This window comes from Candidatus Aminicenantes bacterium (genome assembly GCA_026393855.1).
Classification (GTDB): domain Bacteria; phylum Acidobacteriota; class Aminicenantia; order Aminicenantales; family UBA4085; genus UBA4085.
The window spans coordinates 17,260-34,227 of sequence record JAPKZJ010000109.1; the positions used below are offsets into that span (position 1 = coordinate 17,260).

The 16,968-nt window shown below is 64.9% G+C and carries 11 protein-coding genes and 1 pseudogene; 7 read left to right on the plus strand and 5 right to left on the minus strand.

What is annotated here, in order from left to right; translation table 11 throughout:
* Positions 1-12: 12 nt before the first annotated feature.
* Positions 13-867 carry a GGDEF domain-containing protein gene (locus NTZ26_13390; GenBank protein ID MCX6561496.1) on the plus strand — a complete coding sequence of 285 codons (855 nt, stop codon included), beginning with the start codon at positions 13-15 and terminating at the stop codon, positions 865-867.
* A 52-nt stretch (positions 868-919) separates the two neighbouring features.
* Here NTZ26_13390 and NTZ26_13395 read toward each other — a convergent pair.
* From NTZ26_13395 to NTZ26_13405, 3 genes and pseudogenes are all read right to left on the minus strand, one after another.
* Positions 920-1,680: pseudogene (locus NTZ26_13395) on the minus strand (metal ABC transporter permease).
* Between the two features lie 10 nt (positions 1,681-1,690).
* Positions 1,691-2,458: a metal ABC transporter ATP-binding protein gene (locus NTZ26_13400; GenBank protein ID MCX6561497.1), complete on the minus strand. Its 768-nt coding sequence runs from the start codon at positions 2,456-2,458 to the stop codon at positions 1,691-1,693.
* The gene (locus NTZ26_13405; GenBank protein MCX6561498.1) at positions 2,439-3,377 is read right to left on the minus strand and encodes a zinc ABC transporter substrate-binding protein; all 939 of its coding nucleotides are present in this window, start codon (positions 3,375-3,377) and stop codon (positions 2,439-2,441) included. The genes NTZ26_13400 and NTZ26_13405 overlap by 20 nt, the downstream gene beginning before the upstream one ends.
* A gap of 122 nt (positions 3,378-3,499) precedes the next feature.
* Here NTZ26_13405 and NTZ26_13410 point away from each other — a divergent pair, with 122 nt between their 5' ends.
* The 3 genes from NTZ26_13410 (at position 3,500) to NTZ26_13420 (ending at position 5,816) form a co-directional block, all read left to right on the plus strand.
* Positions 3,500-4,489: a radical SAM protein gene (locus NTZ26_13410; protein ID MCX6561499.1), complete on the plus strand. Its 990-nt coding sequence runs from the start codon at positions 3,500-3,502 to the stop codon at positions 4,487-4,489.
* A 453-nt stretch (positions 4,490-4,942) separates the two neighbouring features.
* A complete protein-coding gene (locus NTZ26_13415) occupies positions 4,943-5,341 on the plus strand; it encodes an SCP2 sterol-binding domain-containing protein (protein MCX6561500.1) in 399 nt (132 codons plus the stop codon).
* A gap of 46 nt (positions 5,342-5,387) precedes the next feature.
* Entirely contained in the window at positions 5,388-5,816 is a 429-nt protein-coding gene (locus NTZ26_13420; protein ID MCX6561501.1) for a RidA family protein, read from the plus strand.
* Here the strand turns inward: NTZ26_13420 and NTZ26_13425 are convergent.
* Together NTZ26_13425 and NTZ26_13430 are read right to left on the minus strand one after the other, a co-directional pair.
* The gene (locus NTZ26_13425) at positions 5,806-6,654 is read right to left on the minus strand and encodes a DMT family transporter (protein ID MCX6561502.1); all 849 of its coding nucleotides are present in this window, start codon (positions 6,652-6,654) and stop codon (positions 5,806-5,808) included. The two genes, NTZ26_13420 and NTZ26_13425, sit on opposite strands and share 11 nt — an antisense overlap.
* Positions 6,655-6,729: 75 nt before the next feature.
* Positions 6,730-7,116 carry a type II secretion system protein GspG gene (locus tag NTZ26_13430; GenBank protein MCX6561503.1) on the minus strand — a complete coding sequence of 129 codons (387 nt, stop codon included), beginning with the start codon at positions 7,114-7,116 and terminating at the stop codon, positions 6,730-6,732.
* A gap of 272 nt (positions 7,117-7,388) precedes the next feature.
* Between NTZ26_13430 and NTZ26_13435 the strand changes: the two genes are divergently transcribed.
* From NTZ26_13435 to pbpC, 3 genes are all read left to right on the plus strand, one after another.
* Positions 7,389-8,846 (plus strand): aminoacyl-histidine dipeptidase, encoded by a 1,458-nt coding sequence (locus NTZ26_13435; protein MCX6561504.1) that lies wholly within the window; start codon positions 7,389-7,391, stop codon positions 8,844-8,846.
* Positions 8,847-8,963: 117 nt separating this feature from the next.
* Positions 8,964-14,636: an MG2 domain-containing protein gene (locus NTZ26_13440; GenBank protein ID MCX6561505.1), complete on the plus strand. Its 5,673-nt coding sequence runs from the start codon at positions 8,964-8,966 to the stop codon at positions 14,634-14,636.
* Positions 14,633-16,903, plus strand: coding sequence for a penicillin-binding protein 1C (pbpC, locus tag NTZ26_13445; protein ID MCX6561506.1), 2,271 nt, complete (start codon positions 14,633-14,635; stop codon positions 16,901-16,903). The genes NTZ26_13440 and pbpC overlap by 4 nt, the downstream gene beginning before the upstream one ends.
* Positions 16,904-16,968 lie beyond the last annotated feature (65 nt).

The following is a 16,968-nucleotide window of genomic DNA, read 5'->3' on the forward strand; positions in this document are numbered from 1 at the left end:
GCAGACAAGGCCATGCGCAAACTCCCCCTCGTCACCAAAGGCCTGAATAAGCGGTTGTGGGCCATCATCATTATGGTCGGCGCCTATCTCATCTACATCTCGCTCGGCGATCTCATCCCGCAGTACTGGAACTGGGTCGGCTTTCGGGCCCTGGAGCGCTCCATCCTGACGCTCGGCTTCGTCCTTATCCTGGTCATCGCCCTGAGCGGGATTGCCTTGAGCGAACGGCTGACGACGCTGGCGGTCCGGGACGGGCTGACCGGGCTTTACAACCAGACCTACATCAAAGCCCGGCTGCAGGAGGAGATCCAGCGGTCCGAGCGCTATAAGTCGGCCCTCAGCCTGATGATGATCGACCTGGACGACTTCAAGCCGCTTAACGACCGCTACGGCCATGTCGTCGGGGACCGCGTCCTGTGCGCCTTCGGCGAGCTCCTGCAGGACGTCGTCCGATCCTCGGACGTCGCCGGGCGGTACGGGGGCGAAGAGTTCCTGGTCATCCTGCCCATGACTTCCTGCTTGGACGCGGCCGCCGCGGCCGAGCGCATCCGCAAGGAGATCTCCCTTTTCCCCTTCCGAACCGACCATATGGACGACAGGACCTGCCGGATCACGGTCAGCATCGGCGTCTACGCCTCGCCTTTCCTCAGCCAGAAGACCGAAGAGATCATCGGCCTGGCCGACGCGGCGCTCTATCGGGCCAAGAAGGAAGGGAAGAACAAAGTCGTCGTGTTCATTCATCCCCTCCGTTTCGATTCCGTTAAATGGACGCGTGCTCAAACAGCCCTCGGCGGCCGTTGGCTTCCCTCGGAGAGTTGTGGAAAAAGGCGCCGCCCTCGCAATTTCGCCGTTGGACGAACACCATGACGCTTCACCTTCCCCGGAGACGGGAGAAGATCATTTTTACTGGAGGTGAATCTCAACCTAAGCGACGGCGCCGCAGGAACAGGATCGCGAAGAGCAGGAACGCCGTCAGGACGATCGTGCCCGAGGCGGGCCAGTCCAGGGCGTAGGCCGCCAGCAAGCCGACCACCACCGAAACGGCCGAAACCGCGCAGGAGCCGATGACGGCGCCGCGAAAGCTGCGGGCCGCCTGCAGACCGGCCGCGGCCGGGATGACCAGCAAGGCCGCCACCATCAGGATGCCGACGATCTTCATGCCCAGCGCACCGGAACACCGGCCACCCGGGCCGCCTCGCGGTCGAAGGTCATGAACAGGAAGCGATGATAGTGGAAAACGACCAGGCCGACGACCAGAACCGCTAGCCCGATCGAGAACCAGACTTCGACCGGCTCGATGGCCAGGACGTCGCCGAACAGGAATCCGAACAGGGCCACGTTGAAGCGGCCCGAAATGGAGGCCAGGGTAACGCCCAAGGCCAAGCCGACCGAACTCAGGATGGCGATGGCCGTATCGCCGTGCAGACCGGCCGTCTCCTTGAGCTTCATGATGCCCAGGGCCGCCGCCACGGATACGATCAGGGCGGAGAGAAGCGGCATCCAGCCCACCAGCAGGCCGATGGCGACGCCGGCGAAGGCGACATGGGACAGGCCGTGTCCGATCATGGCGTCTTTACGCAGCAGCAGGAAGACGCCCAGGACGGCGCAAGCCAGGGCGATGAACAAGCCGGCGACCAAGGCCCGCTGAAGGAAGGCGTAATGGAGAAGGGCTTCGATCACGGCGGCGTCCTCAATGGCGGTGCGAGACGAGGTGATGCCCGCCGGCCAGCATCGCCTCGATTGCGTCGGAGCTGCAGAAGTCCTCGTGGGTCCCGTGGTAGATCAGCCGCTGGTTGAGGCAGGCCACCCGGCTGACGTGTTTATTGACGATCCCGATGTCGTGGGTCACCAGGACGATGGTGATGCCCTGAGCCGTGTTCAGGCGGCCCAGCAGATCGTAGAAGCGCTCCTGATTCTCGGCGTCCACACCGGCCGTCGGCTCGTCCAGGAACAAAAGCCCCGGCTCGGTCACGATCGCCCGGGCGATGAAGACGCGCTGCTGCTGGCCTCCCGACAAGCGGCCGATAGGCCGGTCGCGATGCTCGTCCATCCCGACCAAGTCCAGGGCCCGCCGGATGGCCGCATCCTGCTCCCGCCGCGGCAGGCGGGCCGCCGCGCGCGAGGAGCGCAAGGCCATGGCCACGACTTCGCGGGCCGAGGCGGGGAAAGTGGGATCGAAATGGGTCGCCTTCTGGGGCACATAGCCGACCCGCTCCCATTCCTGGAACTCGTCGGCCGGCCGGCCCAGAAGGCGGACTTCGCCGCGCTCGGGCCGCAGAAGGTTGAGGATGATCTTGACCAGGGTCGTCTTGCCCGAGCCGTTGGGACCGAGCAGGGCAAGGAAGTCTCCCCGGCCGATATCCAGGGTGACGTCTTCGAGCACCCGGCGGAAGCCGAAGGCGAAGGAAACGTTTGCGACTCGGACCAGGGGGGCCGTGTCAGCGGCAGGCCAAGCCATGGCGGAGAGCCTCCAGGTTGTCTTCCATCAATCGGAAAAACGAAATCCCGGCCGCTTTTTGGGCCGGGCTGATATTATGCCCGGGATGAAGCAGGCGGATGTCGGCGCCGATCTCAGCCGCGACAAGGCGGGCCATTTTATCGCCGACGTTGGGCTCGTAGAAGATCGTCCGGGCCTTGGTCCGGCGGGCCCGGGCGACGATGGCGGCCGTCGTCTTCGGCGTAGGCGCGGCATCCGGGCTGGGGCCATAGAGGGATGTTTGGATCAAGCCGTAGCGGCGAGCCAGGTAAGCAAAGGCGGCATGTCCGCCCAGGATGAACTCGCGCCCGGCGCAGGCGCGCAGGCCCTCCCGGAAAGCCGCGTCCAGGGCGCGCAGGCGCTCTTTGAGGGCTTCGGCCCGCCGCCCGAAGCCGGGAGCCTCCCCGGGGGCGAGGTCCGTCAAGGCTTTGGCCAAGGAGTCGACGATGGCTTCGTCCAGCCCGAAATCCAACCAGACGTGAGGGTCGAAAGCTTCCTCGGCGTGATCCGCTGGCTCGGACTCGCCCGCCTCGTGTTGGTGGGCCGGCAGAACGGCCAACCCCGCCGACGCTTCGAGCCGCCGCAAGCCCGGCTTCGCGGCACCGCGGACAAGCCCGGGCAGCCAGGGTTCCAATCCCCCGCCGACCGAGATCAGCAGGTCGGCCGAGGCCAAGGCCCGGACGTCGCCGACGCGCGGCTGCCAGGTGTGGACGTCGGCGCCGGGAGGCAGGAGCAGGGAGACGACGGCCGCGTCGCCCGCCACATCGCGGGCGAATTCGGCCAACGGAAAGACCGTGGCGACGACGACGAGCTTGGCACCGGCCGGGCCGGAGGACAACGGAGCCGCGGACGGCGCGGCGAGAAGGCCGAGCATTAATGCGAGGTTGATCAGGGAGCTCATAGTTCGGGGCCGGCGAAAGCCTCTGCATTGTAGGGTCGGGCGGCCGAAATGTCAACGCGACGGCGGTTCATCGCATTGACCCGGACCGGGAAAAAAGATAAGAAGGACGGGAGGAGCGTCGAATGAAACCGCCGACGAAGGGCCAGGGGTTCGAGCCGCGCGAAGTGCTGTTCTCTCCCCTCTCGGCCTGCAATCTCCGCTGCCGCCATTGTTCGGTGGCGCCGGGATCGGTGAGGCTGCCCGTCACGGCCGCGCTGCGATTTCTCGATTCCTGCCGCGGGACGCCGGTGGAGCGGATCGGGTTCACGGGCGGCGAACCGTTCCTCTACCCGTCGTTCCTCGAAGCCGTCTCCGCCCGGGCCGTCCGGCTCGGCCTGCTGTTCGATCGAATCACGACCAACGCGGTCTGGTTCCGGACGATCGGAGAGCTCCGGACGGCGTTGACGCGCCTGCGCGACAAAGGTTATGACGGCTCATTCGGCGTCAGCCTGGATGCTTTTCACGGCACCGGCGTCGCCAAGCCGGCCGCCTTCATCCGGACGGCGGCCGAAATCTGGAACAGGCCCGATATCGCCGGCGTCGTCGCCGTCCGCGGAGTGCGCGAAGCCGAGACCGAGGAACGATTGGCCGCGCTGGCATGGAAGCTCGAGGCCCGGCTCAGCGTACGACAGGGCCGTCGGATCATCGCCTCGGATGCTTTCTTCATCCCGGTCACAGCGATCGACCTTGTTCCTCTCGGGCGGGCGGCTGACCTCGTCGACCCTTGGCGCGGCGCCTGGTTCAAGGAGGATTTCTGCCGCGGGCCCGGTCACGTCTTCTACGTCCTGCCCGATGGGGCGGTCAAGCCGTGCTGCGGATACGCCACGGATGACGAGCGCCTGACGATCGGGAACATCAAACACCATACGGCCGCCGATCTCATCGCCCGCGCGGCGAAGAACGATTATGTCCGGGCCGTTTTCGAGCTCGGTCTGACCCGGATTCGTCAAAGACTGCTGGCGGGGGGAACGAAATTCCCCGGGCGGACGGCTAATCACTGCTATTTCTGCCATCACCTCCTGACCTCCGTCCCCCGCCCCAGGCTCGACGCCAGCCTGGGATCGGCCCGCTGATACATTCGCGACGCCAAACCCCGATTACCTCAGCGGTTCGGTGTGTCGGCCAACGGCGAAACCGAGAGGAGAAAGCTTTTTATTCCGAAGGCGCACAACACTCTTATTCTCATTGATATCACCACCCCTGCCCCGCCTTCGAAGGCGGGGATTGGATAGCACCTTCGGCTGCATGTGCCGAGGGCTGTTTGAGCACGCGACAATCTACCGGAATCGGAACGGAGGGGGTAGTCTCCATAACCGGGTGATCTCGAATGCGGAGTTCCGAGGCGCCGAGCGGATTTGCGTAAAAAGGAGTGGTGAACCCGCGCCGCCGTGGTGACACTCCGGACCGCGTTTCCCGGAGTTGGGAGATGAACCAATATATCGGGGTTTGAGCGTCGCTCAGAAAGAGGGTTCATTTGACAGGGGCCAATTCCTGTTTTATAAAAGATGGACTAAAAGGAGATCCCCATGACCCCTTTGCCGTATTTAAGCGAGGAGTGGCGGGCCGAGGCGGAACGCCGGCTTAAGGCCGAGCTGACGCCCGAGCAGTTGAACCGCACGAACGCATCGATGTCGAACGTCCACTTGGACTGCCCCGGCGGAGGAACGAAATACGTCCTGTTCCGGTTCAAGGACGGAGCTTTGACGACGCTCGCCATCGGTCCCGGCGAGCCGCCGGAGGCCGAGTTCCACCTCACCGGTTCCTACGAAGTCATGGTCAAGATCTTGCGGGCCGAGCTGGGCGCCAAGAAAGCCCTGATGAGCGGCCAGATCAAGCTCAAGGGCAACATGTTCAAAGCCATGCAACTGGCCTCCGTCGCCGAGAAGGTGGATAAAATCCTGTCCGGCATTCCGACCGAATATTGAGACTATGGCCATGAAGAAATATTTCATCCCGACCCTGGCGATCGCCATGGCCGTCTTCGGCCTCGTCACCTTGACGGCCCAAACCGTCAACGCCCCCAAAGCCGTCATCCAGACCGACCAGGCGCCCAAGGCGATCGGACCGTATTCCCAGGCCATCACGGCCGGCGGGTTCGTATATTGTTCGGGCCAGCTGGCGATCGATCCCGCCACGGGCAAGCTCGTCACGGGCGGCATCGAAGAACAGACCCGTCAGGTCCTCAAGAACCTGCAGGTCATCCTGGAGGCGGCCGGGAGCTCGCTCGACCGCGTCGTCAAATGCACGGTCATGCTCGCAGATATGGGCGAGTTCGCAGCCATGAACAAAGTCTATGCCGAATTCTTTAAGACCGCCCCTCCGGCCCGGGCCACCTTCCAAGTGGCCAGGCTGGCCCTCGACGCCAAGATCGAGATCGACTGCATCGCCGTCAAACGGTAGACCGCCGCGCGTTGATCAGCGAGGCCGCCGTGACAGCGACGAGGATGACGACGCCGCCGAGGAGAGCCCGCATGCCCGGAGCCTCCCCCAGGACGAGAAAGACCCAGATTGGATTGCAGATCGGCTCGATCACCGCGACCAAGTTCGCGGACACGGCGGAGATGCGCTTGATGGCGAAGGCGAAGAGGATCGCCGAGAGGCCGACTTGCACGGTCCCCAGAACCGCCACGGCGCCGATCGCCCCCCAGGTGACCCGCGGCATCGGCAGGAACAGCGAGGCGCCGATCCCGATGGCCGCCGTTAGCCAATGCGACAACAGGATCGATTCGAGCGGCGAGCCGTCCTTCTGCATGCGCATGAAGACGAAATAGAAGCTGAAGGTCAGCCCGGATAGAACCGCCAGGATATTGCCGGAGAGCCGGCCGCCGCCGAGCTTGTCCAGGAACATCGCGACCATCCCACCCACCACGAACAGAAACGCAAGGCCGTGCTCGCGACGGACGCGCTCCTTCAGAAGCACGGCCGCGATGAACGCGGTGAAGACGGGCCCGACGTATTGCAGCAGGATGGCGTTGGCCGAAGTGGTGGACTTGTTGGCCGAGACAAACAGAAGCATCGTCGCCGCGTTGGCCAAGGCCGCCGCTATCTGGGGGAATGAAAAATGGAGGTGGGGGCGCTTAAGATAGAGAAGAATGACCAGGGATGCGATCAGGCTGCGGAATCCGGCGATCGTCAGGGGATGCCAGTCGACGACCTTGATGAACAGGCCGGCGATGCTCCAGAGAAACGCGGTGGCGGCCATCGCCAGTACGCCGAGGGTCGCGGAGCGATTATTCATGGCAGGGATCGGCGAAGATTATGACCGGATCAACGATGGTTGGCAACCCCCGATCAGGTCGCTGCCAAGCCCGGATCAATAATCCATGACGATGTCGTCGGCCGTGCCGAGCTTGCCGTCCCGTCCCATTGAGGTCAACCGGAACGAGGCCTCGGAGCGCTTCTCATAACGGATGTCGCGCCCCCAGGCGTCTTGGGCACCGGTGGTCAACAAGCCCGCGGACCGCACGGCCTGCAGGTCGGCCGGAGACCCCCCTTCCGTGGCCAGGAAAGAAGCGATGATGTTCTGGAGGGTTTGCATATTGGTACGGGTCAAATCGATCTGGACTTGGAGATAACGGTCGACATCAGCCTTGATCGGGACCTTATCTCCGATCTTGATGGACAGGATGCCGACGACGATCGCCGCCGCGGCGAGAGTCACAAGAAGCAGGCCCCGAATCTTCATGACGGCCTTGATCATATTCCCGCGTCCGTCCCGCGTCAAAAACGTTCAAGAACATAGCGTTGACGGCTATCGCCTTGGTTTTGCGATACGATGGGATTCAATCGCTCCAGGCTCCTTGGAGGGGAGGCAGAGACGGGCCGGTCGCAGACCGGCACGGAACGTTGGAGGGGAACCCGGCTAAAGGGTTCCCCTCCAAGGGAGTCCAAGGGAGTCCCCACTTGAGTTCGGCCTCCCGTTGTGGCATCATTTTTCTTTAAGCATCGACTCACGCTCATCAGGAGGCCCTCATGTCCGCGATATCCGGTCTGAAACCGTCCGCCCTTTGGAAGCACTTCGAAGAGATCTGCAAGATCCCGCACGGCTCGGACAACGAAAAGGCCGTCGGCGAATATGTCCTGGCCCAGGCCAAGCGGCTCGGGCTGACCGGCAAAAAAGACAAGACCGGAAACATCGTCGTCCGGATGCCGGCTACGGCCGGCAAGGAGAAGGCGGTCGGCGCGGTTCTCCAAGGTCACCTGGACATGGTCAATGAAAAGAATTCCGACGTGAAGCACGACTTCATGAAGGATCCGATCACGCCCATCATTAAGGACGGCTGGGTCCAAGCCGAGGGCACGACTCTCGGCGCGGACAACGGCATCGGGGTCGCGGCCGGGTTGGCGGTCATGGAAAGCCCGGAGATCGTCCACGGACCGCTGGAATTCCTTTTCACCGTGGCCGAGGAAACCGGGCTCGACGGGGCCCGGACGATCGAGCCGAACGCCCTGCTGGGCCGCATCCTGCTCAACCTCGACAGCGAGGAGGAGGGCACCTTCACCATCGGCTGCGCCGGCGGCGCCGACTCCGACATCGCCGTCCCCCTGGCCCGCAAAGCCGTCAAGGCCAAGGCCGGCTTCCGGCTGAAAGTCAGCGGCCTGCGGGGCGGCCACTCCGGCGTCAACATCCACGAAGGCCGGGGCAACGCCATCAAGCTCCTGGCCCGGGTCCTCTGGCAGGCCCAAGCCAAGTACCCCCTGGCCCTGCTGAAGATGGAGGGCGGGAACAAGCACAACGCCATCCCGCGCGAAGCCTGGGCCGAATTCCTGTTCGAGCCGGCCAAAGCCAAGGCCTTCTCCGTATTCGTCCAAGCGGCCAGCGACAAGATCAAGGCCGAATTCAAGGCCGTCGAGCCGGGCCTCCAGTTCGGCCTCGAACCATTCGAGCCCGGGGCCAAGCTCCTGCCGCTGACCCCGAAATCCCAAAAAGCCCTGCTCGACTTCCTCCTGGCCTGCCCGCACGGCGTGCTGGCCATGCACGCCGAGATCAAGGGCCTGGTCGAGACCTCGACCAACCTGGCCATCCTGCGCACGCTCAAGGACAAAGCCACGATCCTCTGTTCCAGCCGCAGCTCCGTCGCCTCCGCCCTGGAAGGCGTGCGCAACGGCCTGAAAGCCGTCGCCGACTTGGCCGGGGCTCGCATCAAACAGCCCGAGGGCTATCCCGCCTGGACCCCGAACATGGGCTCGGCCCTGCTGCAAACCATGAAGAAGATCCACCAGGACGTCTTCGGCAAAGAAGCCGTGATCAGCGCCATCCACGCCGGGCTCGAGTGCGGCATCATCGGCGAGAAGTTCGCCGGCATGGACATGATCTCTTTCGGGCCCAATCTGCAGAACCCCCATTCCCCCGACGAGCGGGTCGAGATCGCCTCGGTCGAGCGGTTCTGGACTTTAGTCGTCGCCACCCTGAAGGCCCTCGCGGGCTGAAATTCGGCGGGATCCTCGCGGCGTTCGGGCCTCGCCTCTCGCGGCGGGACCCGACTTGTGTCGGCCTTTTTTTTCATGTAGCATAATCCCATCCGTTCGACTGAAAGAGGAGCGCCCATGGTCAAGAGAATCTCGCTCGGCCTGTTCGTCGCCGCTGTCGCCTTCGCCGTCATCACCCTGCCGGCCTGCCAGCCCAAGCCCGTTGGACGTCCGACGCCGCCCGCCGGCGAAGCCAAGGGCGATCTTGCCGTCGTCCACGTCAGCCCGCAGGGCGCCGTCGCCGGGGCCCGCGACACCGACCAGATCGTCGTCATCTTCGACCACACCATGGCTCCGCTCGAGCCTCTGCCGATCGAGGACAGCGGCCAGCTTCTCAAGATCGAGCCCTCGTTCGCGGGCAAGTACAGATGGATGGGGACCAAGGCCCTGGCCTTCACGCCCAAGGACCGCTTCCCCTTCGGAACCCAGATCAAGATCACCGTGCCGGCGGGTCTGCGCTCCCAGGACGGCTTCGAACTGAAGAAAGATTTCGCCTGGTCCTTCGAGACCCAGAAGCCCTATTTGGTCCGCTCCCTGCCCGCCCACGAAGCCAAGCAGATCAAGCTCGACCAGCCCGTCTATCTCGTCTTCAGCCAGGCCATCGACCGAGCCAAGGCCTCCGGCTTCCTGGCCTTCGCCGGCGCCGGAGCCGAAGGCAAGACGCACGAGCCGGGCTTCACGCTGCAGGAGCCGACCGCCGCCAAGCTCGATGAGCTGGGCCTCGAGGCCAAGCCCGAGCGGGCCCTCCTGCTCGTGCCGCGCGAGAAGCTGCGGCCCGATTTCGCCTATTCCGTCGAGATCAAGCCCGGCCTGCCGGGCCGGGAAGGCCCGCTCGGCCTGGAGAAAGCCGCCGCCCTCCGCTTCGAGACCTTCAAGACTTTTGCCTTCGAGGGGATGGATGCCGATGATCCCCTGCCCCCCGGCGAGCAGCTCGTCTTCCACTTCAGCAATCGCGTCCCCTATAAGGATTTCGTCAAGGCCGTCACTTTCGAGCCCAAGGTCGAGATACCGGATTACTACCAGGAATGGGATCACGGCAACACCGATCTCTGGCTTTCGCTCCCCTTCGCGCCGGAGACGGCCTACGCCGTCCGCGTCCCGGCCGACCTGAAGGATGAGTTCGGCAATACTCTCGGCCGCGAAGCCTCCCTGAAATTCAAGACGGGCCCGTACAAGAAGGCCGTCAACATGACGACCGGCCAAGGGGTCTTGGAATCCTACCTCGACCCGATCTATCCGATCTCGGCCGTCAACGCCGACAAGGTCCGGGTCATGGGCGCAGCGCTGTCCAAGGACGAGATCATCCCGCTCCTCAAGGGCGAGAAAGTCTTCTATGCCAACACCCTGCTCCAGCCCCGGCCGTCTTTCTATGGGCTGGATACGGTCAAGCCGCTCAACCTGCCCCGCAACAAGCGCCAGCTCGTACCGGTATCGCTGGCCGGGCTGCTCGAAGACAAGCATGGACTGGTCTTCCTCCAGCTCGATACGTTCTCCGAGGAAGAATGGGAGCGCTATCCCAAGGCCATGGTCCAAGTCACCGAAATGGCCGTCACGGGCAAGTTCTCGCCAGACAACGACCTCATCTGGGTCACCGGGCTCAAGGACGGCCTCCCTGTCGCCGAAGCCGAAGTCGAAATCCGGGACGAGAACAACCAGGTCCGCTGGCGCGGCCGCACCGACAAGGACGGCAAGGCCCAGGCACCCGGCTGGAAGGCACTGGGCATCAAGCCCACCGGCGAATGGACCAAGCCCGAACAGTGGGTCTTCGCCCGCAAGGGCACCGACGTCGCCTTCGCCTCTTCGGAATGGGGCACCGGGATCGATGCCTACCGCTTCAATATCGAATATGACTGGTCGCCCGAGCCCGAGCGCCTGCGCGGCTACGTCTTCTCCGAGCGGGGTATCTACCGGGCCGGCGAGACAGTCCACTTGAAAGGCCTCATCCGGGCCCGGGAAAAGGGCCGCTGGATGCTCCCCGGCATGAAGTCCGTGGATTGCGAGATCACCAATCCGTTCCAGGCCTCGATCTTCAAGGGCAAGGCCCAGCTCGACGACTACGGTTCTTTCAGTCTGGACCTGGAGACCAAGGCCGATGCGGCGCTGGGGTACTACAACATCTCCGTCAAGCTCCCTCCCTCCGTGACCGGCGGCAAGTCCGCGGACTTCAGCGGCAGCTTCCGGGTCGAGGCCTTCCGGCCGGCCGAGTTCGAAGTCCATCTGCGGGCCCAGAAGGACGCCTTCGTCTTCGGCGAGCCGTTCCAGGCCGAGATCCGATCCAATTACCTCTACGGCGGGGCCATGGCCAATCAGCGGGCCGAATGGACGCTGCGCTTGAACCCGACGTCTTTTGATCCGCCGGGCCGTAAGGGCTACATTTTCGGCACGGACATCGATCTCGGAGAGTCCGACTATTCCGAAAACAGCCGCCTCCTGGCCTCCGGGGCCACCCCCCTCGATCTGGACGGCAAGCTGGCCGTGAACGTGCCGCTCGTGGCCGAGAAGGAGACTACCTCGGTCATGGCCGCGCTTGAGGCCACGGTCACGAGTACCAGCCGCAAGTCCATTTCCAACCGCATCCAGACCGTCATCCATAGGGGCGAATACTATATCGGCGTCAAGCCCAAGTCCGCCTTCCTCAAGAAAGGCGACAACCTCGCGGCGGAGATCATCAGCGTACAGCCTGACGGCGGGCCGGCCCCGGATAAGAAGCTGACCGTCAAGCTCCTGCGCCGCGAGTGGCGCTCGGCCCGCAAGGCCGGCGTCGGCGGCCGCTATGAGTGGGTCTCGGAGAAGACGGATACCGAGATCGCTTCGCGCTCGATCCGCACCGCCAATGATCCCGTCGAAGCCGTCATCCCGGTCGACAAGGCCGGATTCTACGTCCTGACCGCCGAAGGCCAGGACGGCCGCAAGAACAAGATCGTCACAGCCACCTACGTCTACGTCACGGGCTCCGACTACGTGGCCTGGGAGCGGCAGGACGACGACGCCCTCGAGCTCGTCCCCGACGCCGACTCCTACAAGCCCGGCGAGACGGCCCGCATCCTGATCAAGTCGCCTTACGAAAAGGCCAAGGCCCTGATCACCGTCGAGCGCGAGTCGATCATCGACGCCCGCGTCGTGGACATCGTGGGCAGCGCCGTGCCGGTGGACATCCCGATCACGGCCGACCACATCCCCAACGTCTTCATCTCCGTCCTGCTGGTGCAGGGCCGGACCGCCGGAGCCGCCGTGACCGAGGATGCCGATGTCGGGAAGCCTCAGTTTAAGATCGGCTACGCGGCCCTCCATGTCGACCCCTCGCAGAAGAAGCTGGCCGTCGAAGTCGCGACCGACAAGCCGACGTACAAGCCCCGCGACAAGGTCAAGGTGTCGCTGAAGGTCAGGGACGCGGCCGCGGCCGGCGCCCCCGCCTCGCTCACGGTGGCCGTGGTCGACGTCGGCGTGCTCAACCTGATCGGCTATCAGACGCCCGATCCGTTTGCCTGGTACTACGGCGAGAAGCCGCTGTCCGTGCAGACAGCGGACTCGCGCATCCATGTCGTCGGCCAGCGCCATTACGGCGAGAAGGGCGAGAGCGCGGGCGGCGGCGGCGATGAGGCGGCAGCCGCGTCCGGCCTGTCCGAGGTCGAGCTGCGCGGCGACTTCAAGACGACCGCCTATTGGAATCCCTCGCTGCCGGCCGGGGCCGACGGTAGCGCCGAGTTCGAGTTCACCCTGCCCGACAACCTGACGACCTTCCGGGTCATGGTCGTAGCCCAGACCAAGGACTCAGCCTTCGGCCGCCAGGACGCCTCCTTCAAGGTCAGCAAGCCGCTGCTGCTGCTGCCCTCCGGCCCGCGCTTCGCCCGGGTCGGCGACGCCTTCCAGGCCGGTGTGGTCATCAACAACTATTCCGGCCGCAAGGGATCGGTGGTCATGAGCCTGGACGCCCAGGGCCTGGTCCTCAAGGACAAGCCCGAACGGACTTTCGACCTGGCCGTCGGCGAAAGCCGCGAAATCCTCTTTGCCCTGGAGGCGGAGAAGGAAGGCAAGGCCCGACTGGCCGTCCGGGCCAAGATGGGCCCCGACGCGGACGGGCTGGAGTACGGCTTCCCGGTCCAGACGACCCGCGGCACCGAGACCGTGGCCACGTTCGACCAAACGACCGGGCCCAAGGAGGAACGGATCAGCCTGCCCGACACGATCCAGCCTCAAGCCACCAAGCTCGAAGTCACCGCGGCCGCCTCGGCTTTGACCGGCCTCAAAGGCTGCATCGACTATCTGACCTACTATCCCTACCTCTGCCTGGAGCAGAAGACATCCTCCATCCTGCCCTATCTCGTCGCCCCCAAGCTGATCGAGGACTTCAACTTGAGCAGCCTCGAGCCCAAGGCCGTCAAGGAGCTCGTTCGCCGCGTCCTCAAGGACATGGACTCCTGCCAGCGCGAAAACGGAGGCTACTCGCTGTGGCCGGACTCGGCCCGCGAATCGCCCTACGCCACGGTTTACGCCGTCTTCGCCCAGATCAAGGCGCGCGAGGCGGGCTACGACATCAACGAGGACCGGCTGAACCAGGCCGCCAATTACCTGCGGCAGTTGCTCTCGGCCAAGCCCGGGGACTCGCCTTATCCCTATGGCCCGCAGGGCTGGCTGACGACGCAAGCCTACGCCCTCTACGACCTGGCCCTGCTCAAAAAGTACCAGCCCGCCGCGGCCGAGCTTCTGTTCCGGGCCCGCGGCAACATGTCCCTCTTCGGGCGCAGCCTCCTGACCAAGGCCATCCACGTCGGCGACGGCTCGGCCCAGGCCCGCGACACGCTGCTGCAGGAGATGCTGAACCTGATCAAGGTCGAGGCCTCCCAGGCCCACTTCGAAGAGGACCCGGCCTACGACCTGTCCTGGATTTACTCCTCCAACGCCCGGACGACCGGCCTTGTCCTGCAGACCCTGCTCGAGACGGGGCGTCGGCACCCGTTGTCCCCCGCAATCGCCCGCTGGCTGGTCGGACAGAGGAAAGCCGGCCGCTGGCACTCGACCCAGGAGAACTTCTTCGTCTTCTACTCCCTGAACGAGTACTACAAGGCCTTCGAGAGCGAGCGGCCGGACTTCCGGGCCGAGATCGCCTTCGCCGGCAAAACCATTCTAAAGGAATCGTTCCAGGCGATGCAGAAGTCCGTAACGGCGATACAGAGCCTGGCCGACGTCAAACCGGGCGCCAATCTGCCGGTCAAGATCGACAAGACCGGCCCCGGAACGCTCTATTACGGCCTGCGCCTGACCTACGCCCCCAAGCGGGCGTTGGAAGCGCGGGACGAAGGCTTCGCGGTCTATAAGACCTTGACGACTTTGGACGGCAAGCCCCTGACCGACATCAGGGCCGGCCAGATCGTCCTGGTCACCCTGGAAGTGCTGGCCCCCAAGGAAAGCCTCTTCGTCGTCGTCGACGATCCCCTGCCGGCCGGCTTCGAGGCCGTCAACCCGACTTTCGAGACCGAGAGTGCTGAAAAAACCGGTCAGGTCGAGGCGATCGCCGCGGCGGAGAACGACGGCGGCTGGTGGCGTTGGTGGGGCTTCAATCACATCGAAATGCGCGATGATCGGGTCCTGCTCTTCGCGGACTCGTTGCCGGCCGGCCTTCACAAGCACCGCTACCTGGCCCGGGCCCTGACGCCGGGCGTCTTCGCCTTGCCCGGCAGCAAGGCCGAGATGATGTACGCCCCCGAGACCTTCGGCCGCAGCGGCGAGCGGACGGTCAAGATCGTGAAGTGAGGCGGCGGCGGCGTTGGCGGACGGCCGCCGGGGCGATCGTCTTCGTCCTGGCGGCCCTGGGATCGTTTTATTGGCCGATCCCAAAGAGCCGGCTCGACCCCGGCCCTGTTGTCTCGCTCCGAATCACGGACCGGGCCGGGCAGGTGCTCCGGGAAGTCCTCTCGGACGAGGGCGGCCGCTGCCGCTGGGTCGGGTTGGCCGACATCTCGCCGTTTCTCCTTCAGGCCACCGTGGCCTCCGAGGACAAGTCGTTCTTCGCCCATCCGGGAATCGATGTCACGGCCGTGGCCCGGGCTTTTCTTCAGAACCTGCGCAGCCGGCGAGTCGTCTCGGGCGCCTCGACCATCACCCAGCAGGTCGTCCGCAACATCTGGCATTTTCGCAGGACTCTGCCGTCCAAGATCCGCGAGGCCTGGCTGGCGGTGCGGCTCGACCACTCTCTCTCCAAGGAAGGCATTCTCCTCCAATATCTGAACCGGATCTCTTACGGCAACCAAGCCTTCGGCGTCGAAGCCGCGGCGCGCCAGTATTTCGACAAGCCTGCGTCCCGCCTCAGCCTGGCCGAGTCCGCTTTCCTGGCCGCGGTGCCCAGGGCCCCAACCGTGCTCAACCCCTATCGCAATTTCGCCGGCGTCAAACGGCGCCAGGAGGAGATCCTGCGAAGGATGCACGACCTGGGATACGTGGACGCTCCCTCGCTCGAGCGGGCCCTGCAGGAGCCGGTGGAGCCGCGCCCGGCCGAGGAGAAATTTCGAGCCCCGCATTTCTGCGACTGGATCCTGGCACGCGTGCCCACGGAGGAACGGCCCGGGATCGCCGAAATCCGGACTACTCTCGACGCCGGCCTCCAAACCAAGGTCGAAGCGCTCATCCGCAACAGCTTGGTTCGGCTGGAAAAGAAAGGCGTGACCAACGCGGCCGCCATCGTCTTGGATAACCGCAGCGGGGACATCCTGGCCATGGCCGGATCCCGCGACTTTTTCGACGCCGCCCACGACGGCCAAGTCAATGGGGCCCTGGCGCCCCGCCAGCCGGGCTCGACCCTGAAGCCGATCACTTACGGCCTGGGGCTGGAGAGCGGCCTGACCGCCGCCACCATCCTGGAGGACGACCCGACTCCGTTCGCCACTCCAGGCGGCGCATTCGCCCCGGATAATTATGACGAATCCTTCCATGGGGCCATCCGGCTAAGAAGCGCCCTGGCCAGCTCGTATAACGTCCCGGCCGTGGCCGTCCTGCAGGCCTTGGGCCCCGATCGGCTCTACGCCAAGCTCCGCGAACTCGGGTTCACCGGTCTCACCCAACCGCCGGGCTTCTATGGCGTAGGATTAACTCTCGGCAACGCCGAGGCCACCCTGCTCGAGCTCGTCAGGGCTTATGCCGCCCTGGCCCGGGAAGGCGTCTATCGGGCCGACCGGAGCATTCTACGCCTGGTCGACAAGGATGGGCGGATGCGGGAGGACGCGCCCCCGGAGCCGCCGCGCCGGGTCTTCTCGGCCGTTTCGGCCTATATCATCACCAGCATCCTGTCCGACCGGGACGCCAGAATCCCTTCCTTCGGCTATTTATCGCCTCTCAACCTGCCCTTTGCCGCCGCCGCCAAGACCGGCACGTCCAAGGATTTCCGCGACAACTGGACGATCGGATACACCCCGGCGATTACGGTCGGCGTCTGGGCCGGCGATTTCTCCGGCAAGTCCATGCAAAACGTTTCGGGGATCACGGGGGCCGGCCCGCTTTTCCGGGACATCATTCAATTGGCCGTCGCCGATCGGCCGTCCGAGCCGTTCGCCGAGCCGTCCGGGATTGTCCGGGCGGAGATCTGCCCGCTCTCGGGCCTCAAGCCCGGTCCGCGCTGCACCGGCGTCATCCGGGAGGTGTTCGCCGCAGGCACCGAGCCCTCGAAGACATGCAGCCTGGCTCATGAACAGGCCGCTCCGGGAAAAGGCGGCCGGGCGGATGCACTCGGGGCGAGAATTCCGGCTTCGGGTCTCGCCGTCCTGACGCCGGCCGACGGCGACGTCTTCAAGCTCGACCCCGTTCTGCGCGGCGAGTTCCAATCGATCCGCCTCCGGGTCGCGCTGGCCGAAGGCTTCCGGCCGGAGATCGTCGAATGGTGGGTGAACGGGCAGAAGATCGGCGCCGGCGGTTCGCCTTATCATCTGGCCTGGAAACTCAAGCCCGGTTCCTTTACAATTAAGGCCCGCGCCCGTTCGGGGACCGGGACGGTCGAAAGCCGTCCCATCCGGATCACGGTCTTATCCTGATCCCGGCCTTCGGAACGGGAAGGCGGCCGGGCGGATCGATCCTTCCGGCCGCGGCGGACGCGCGG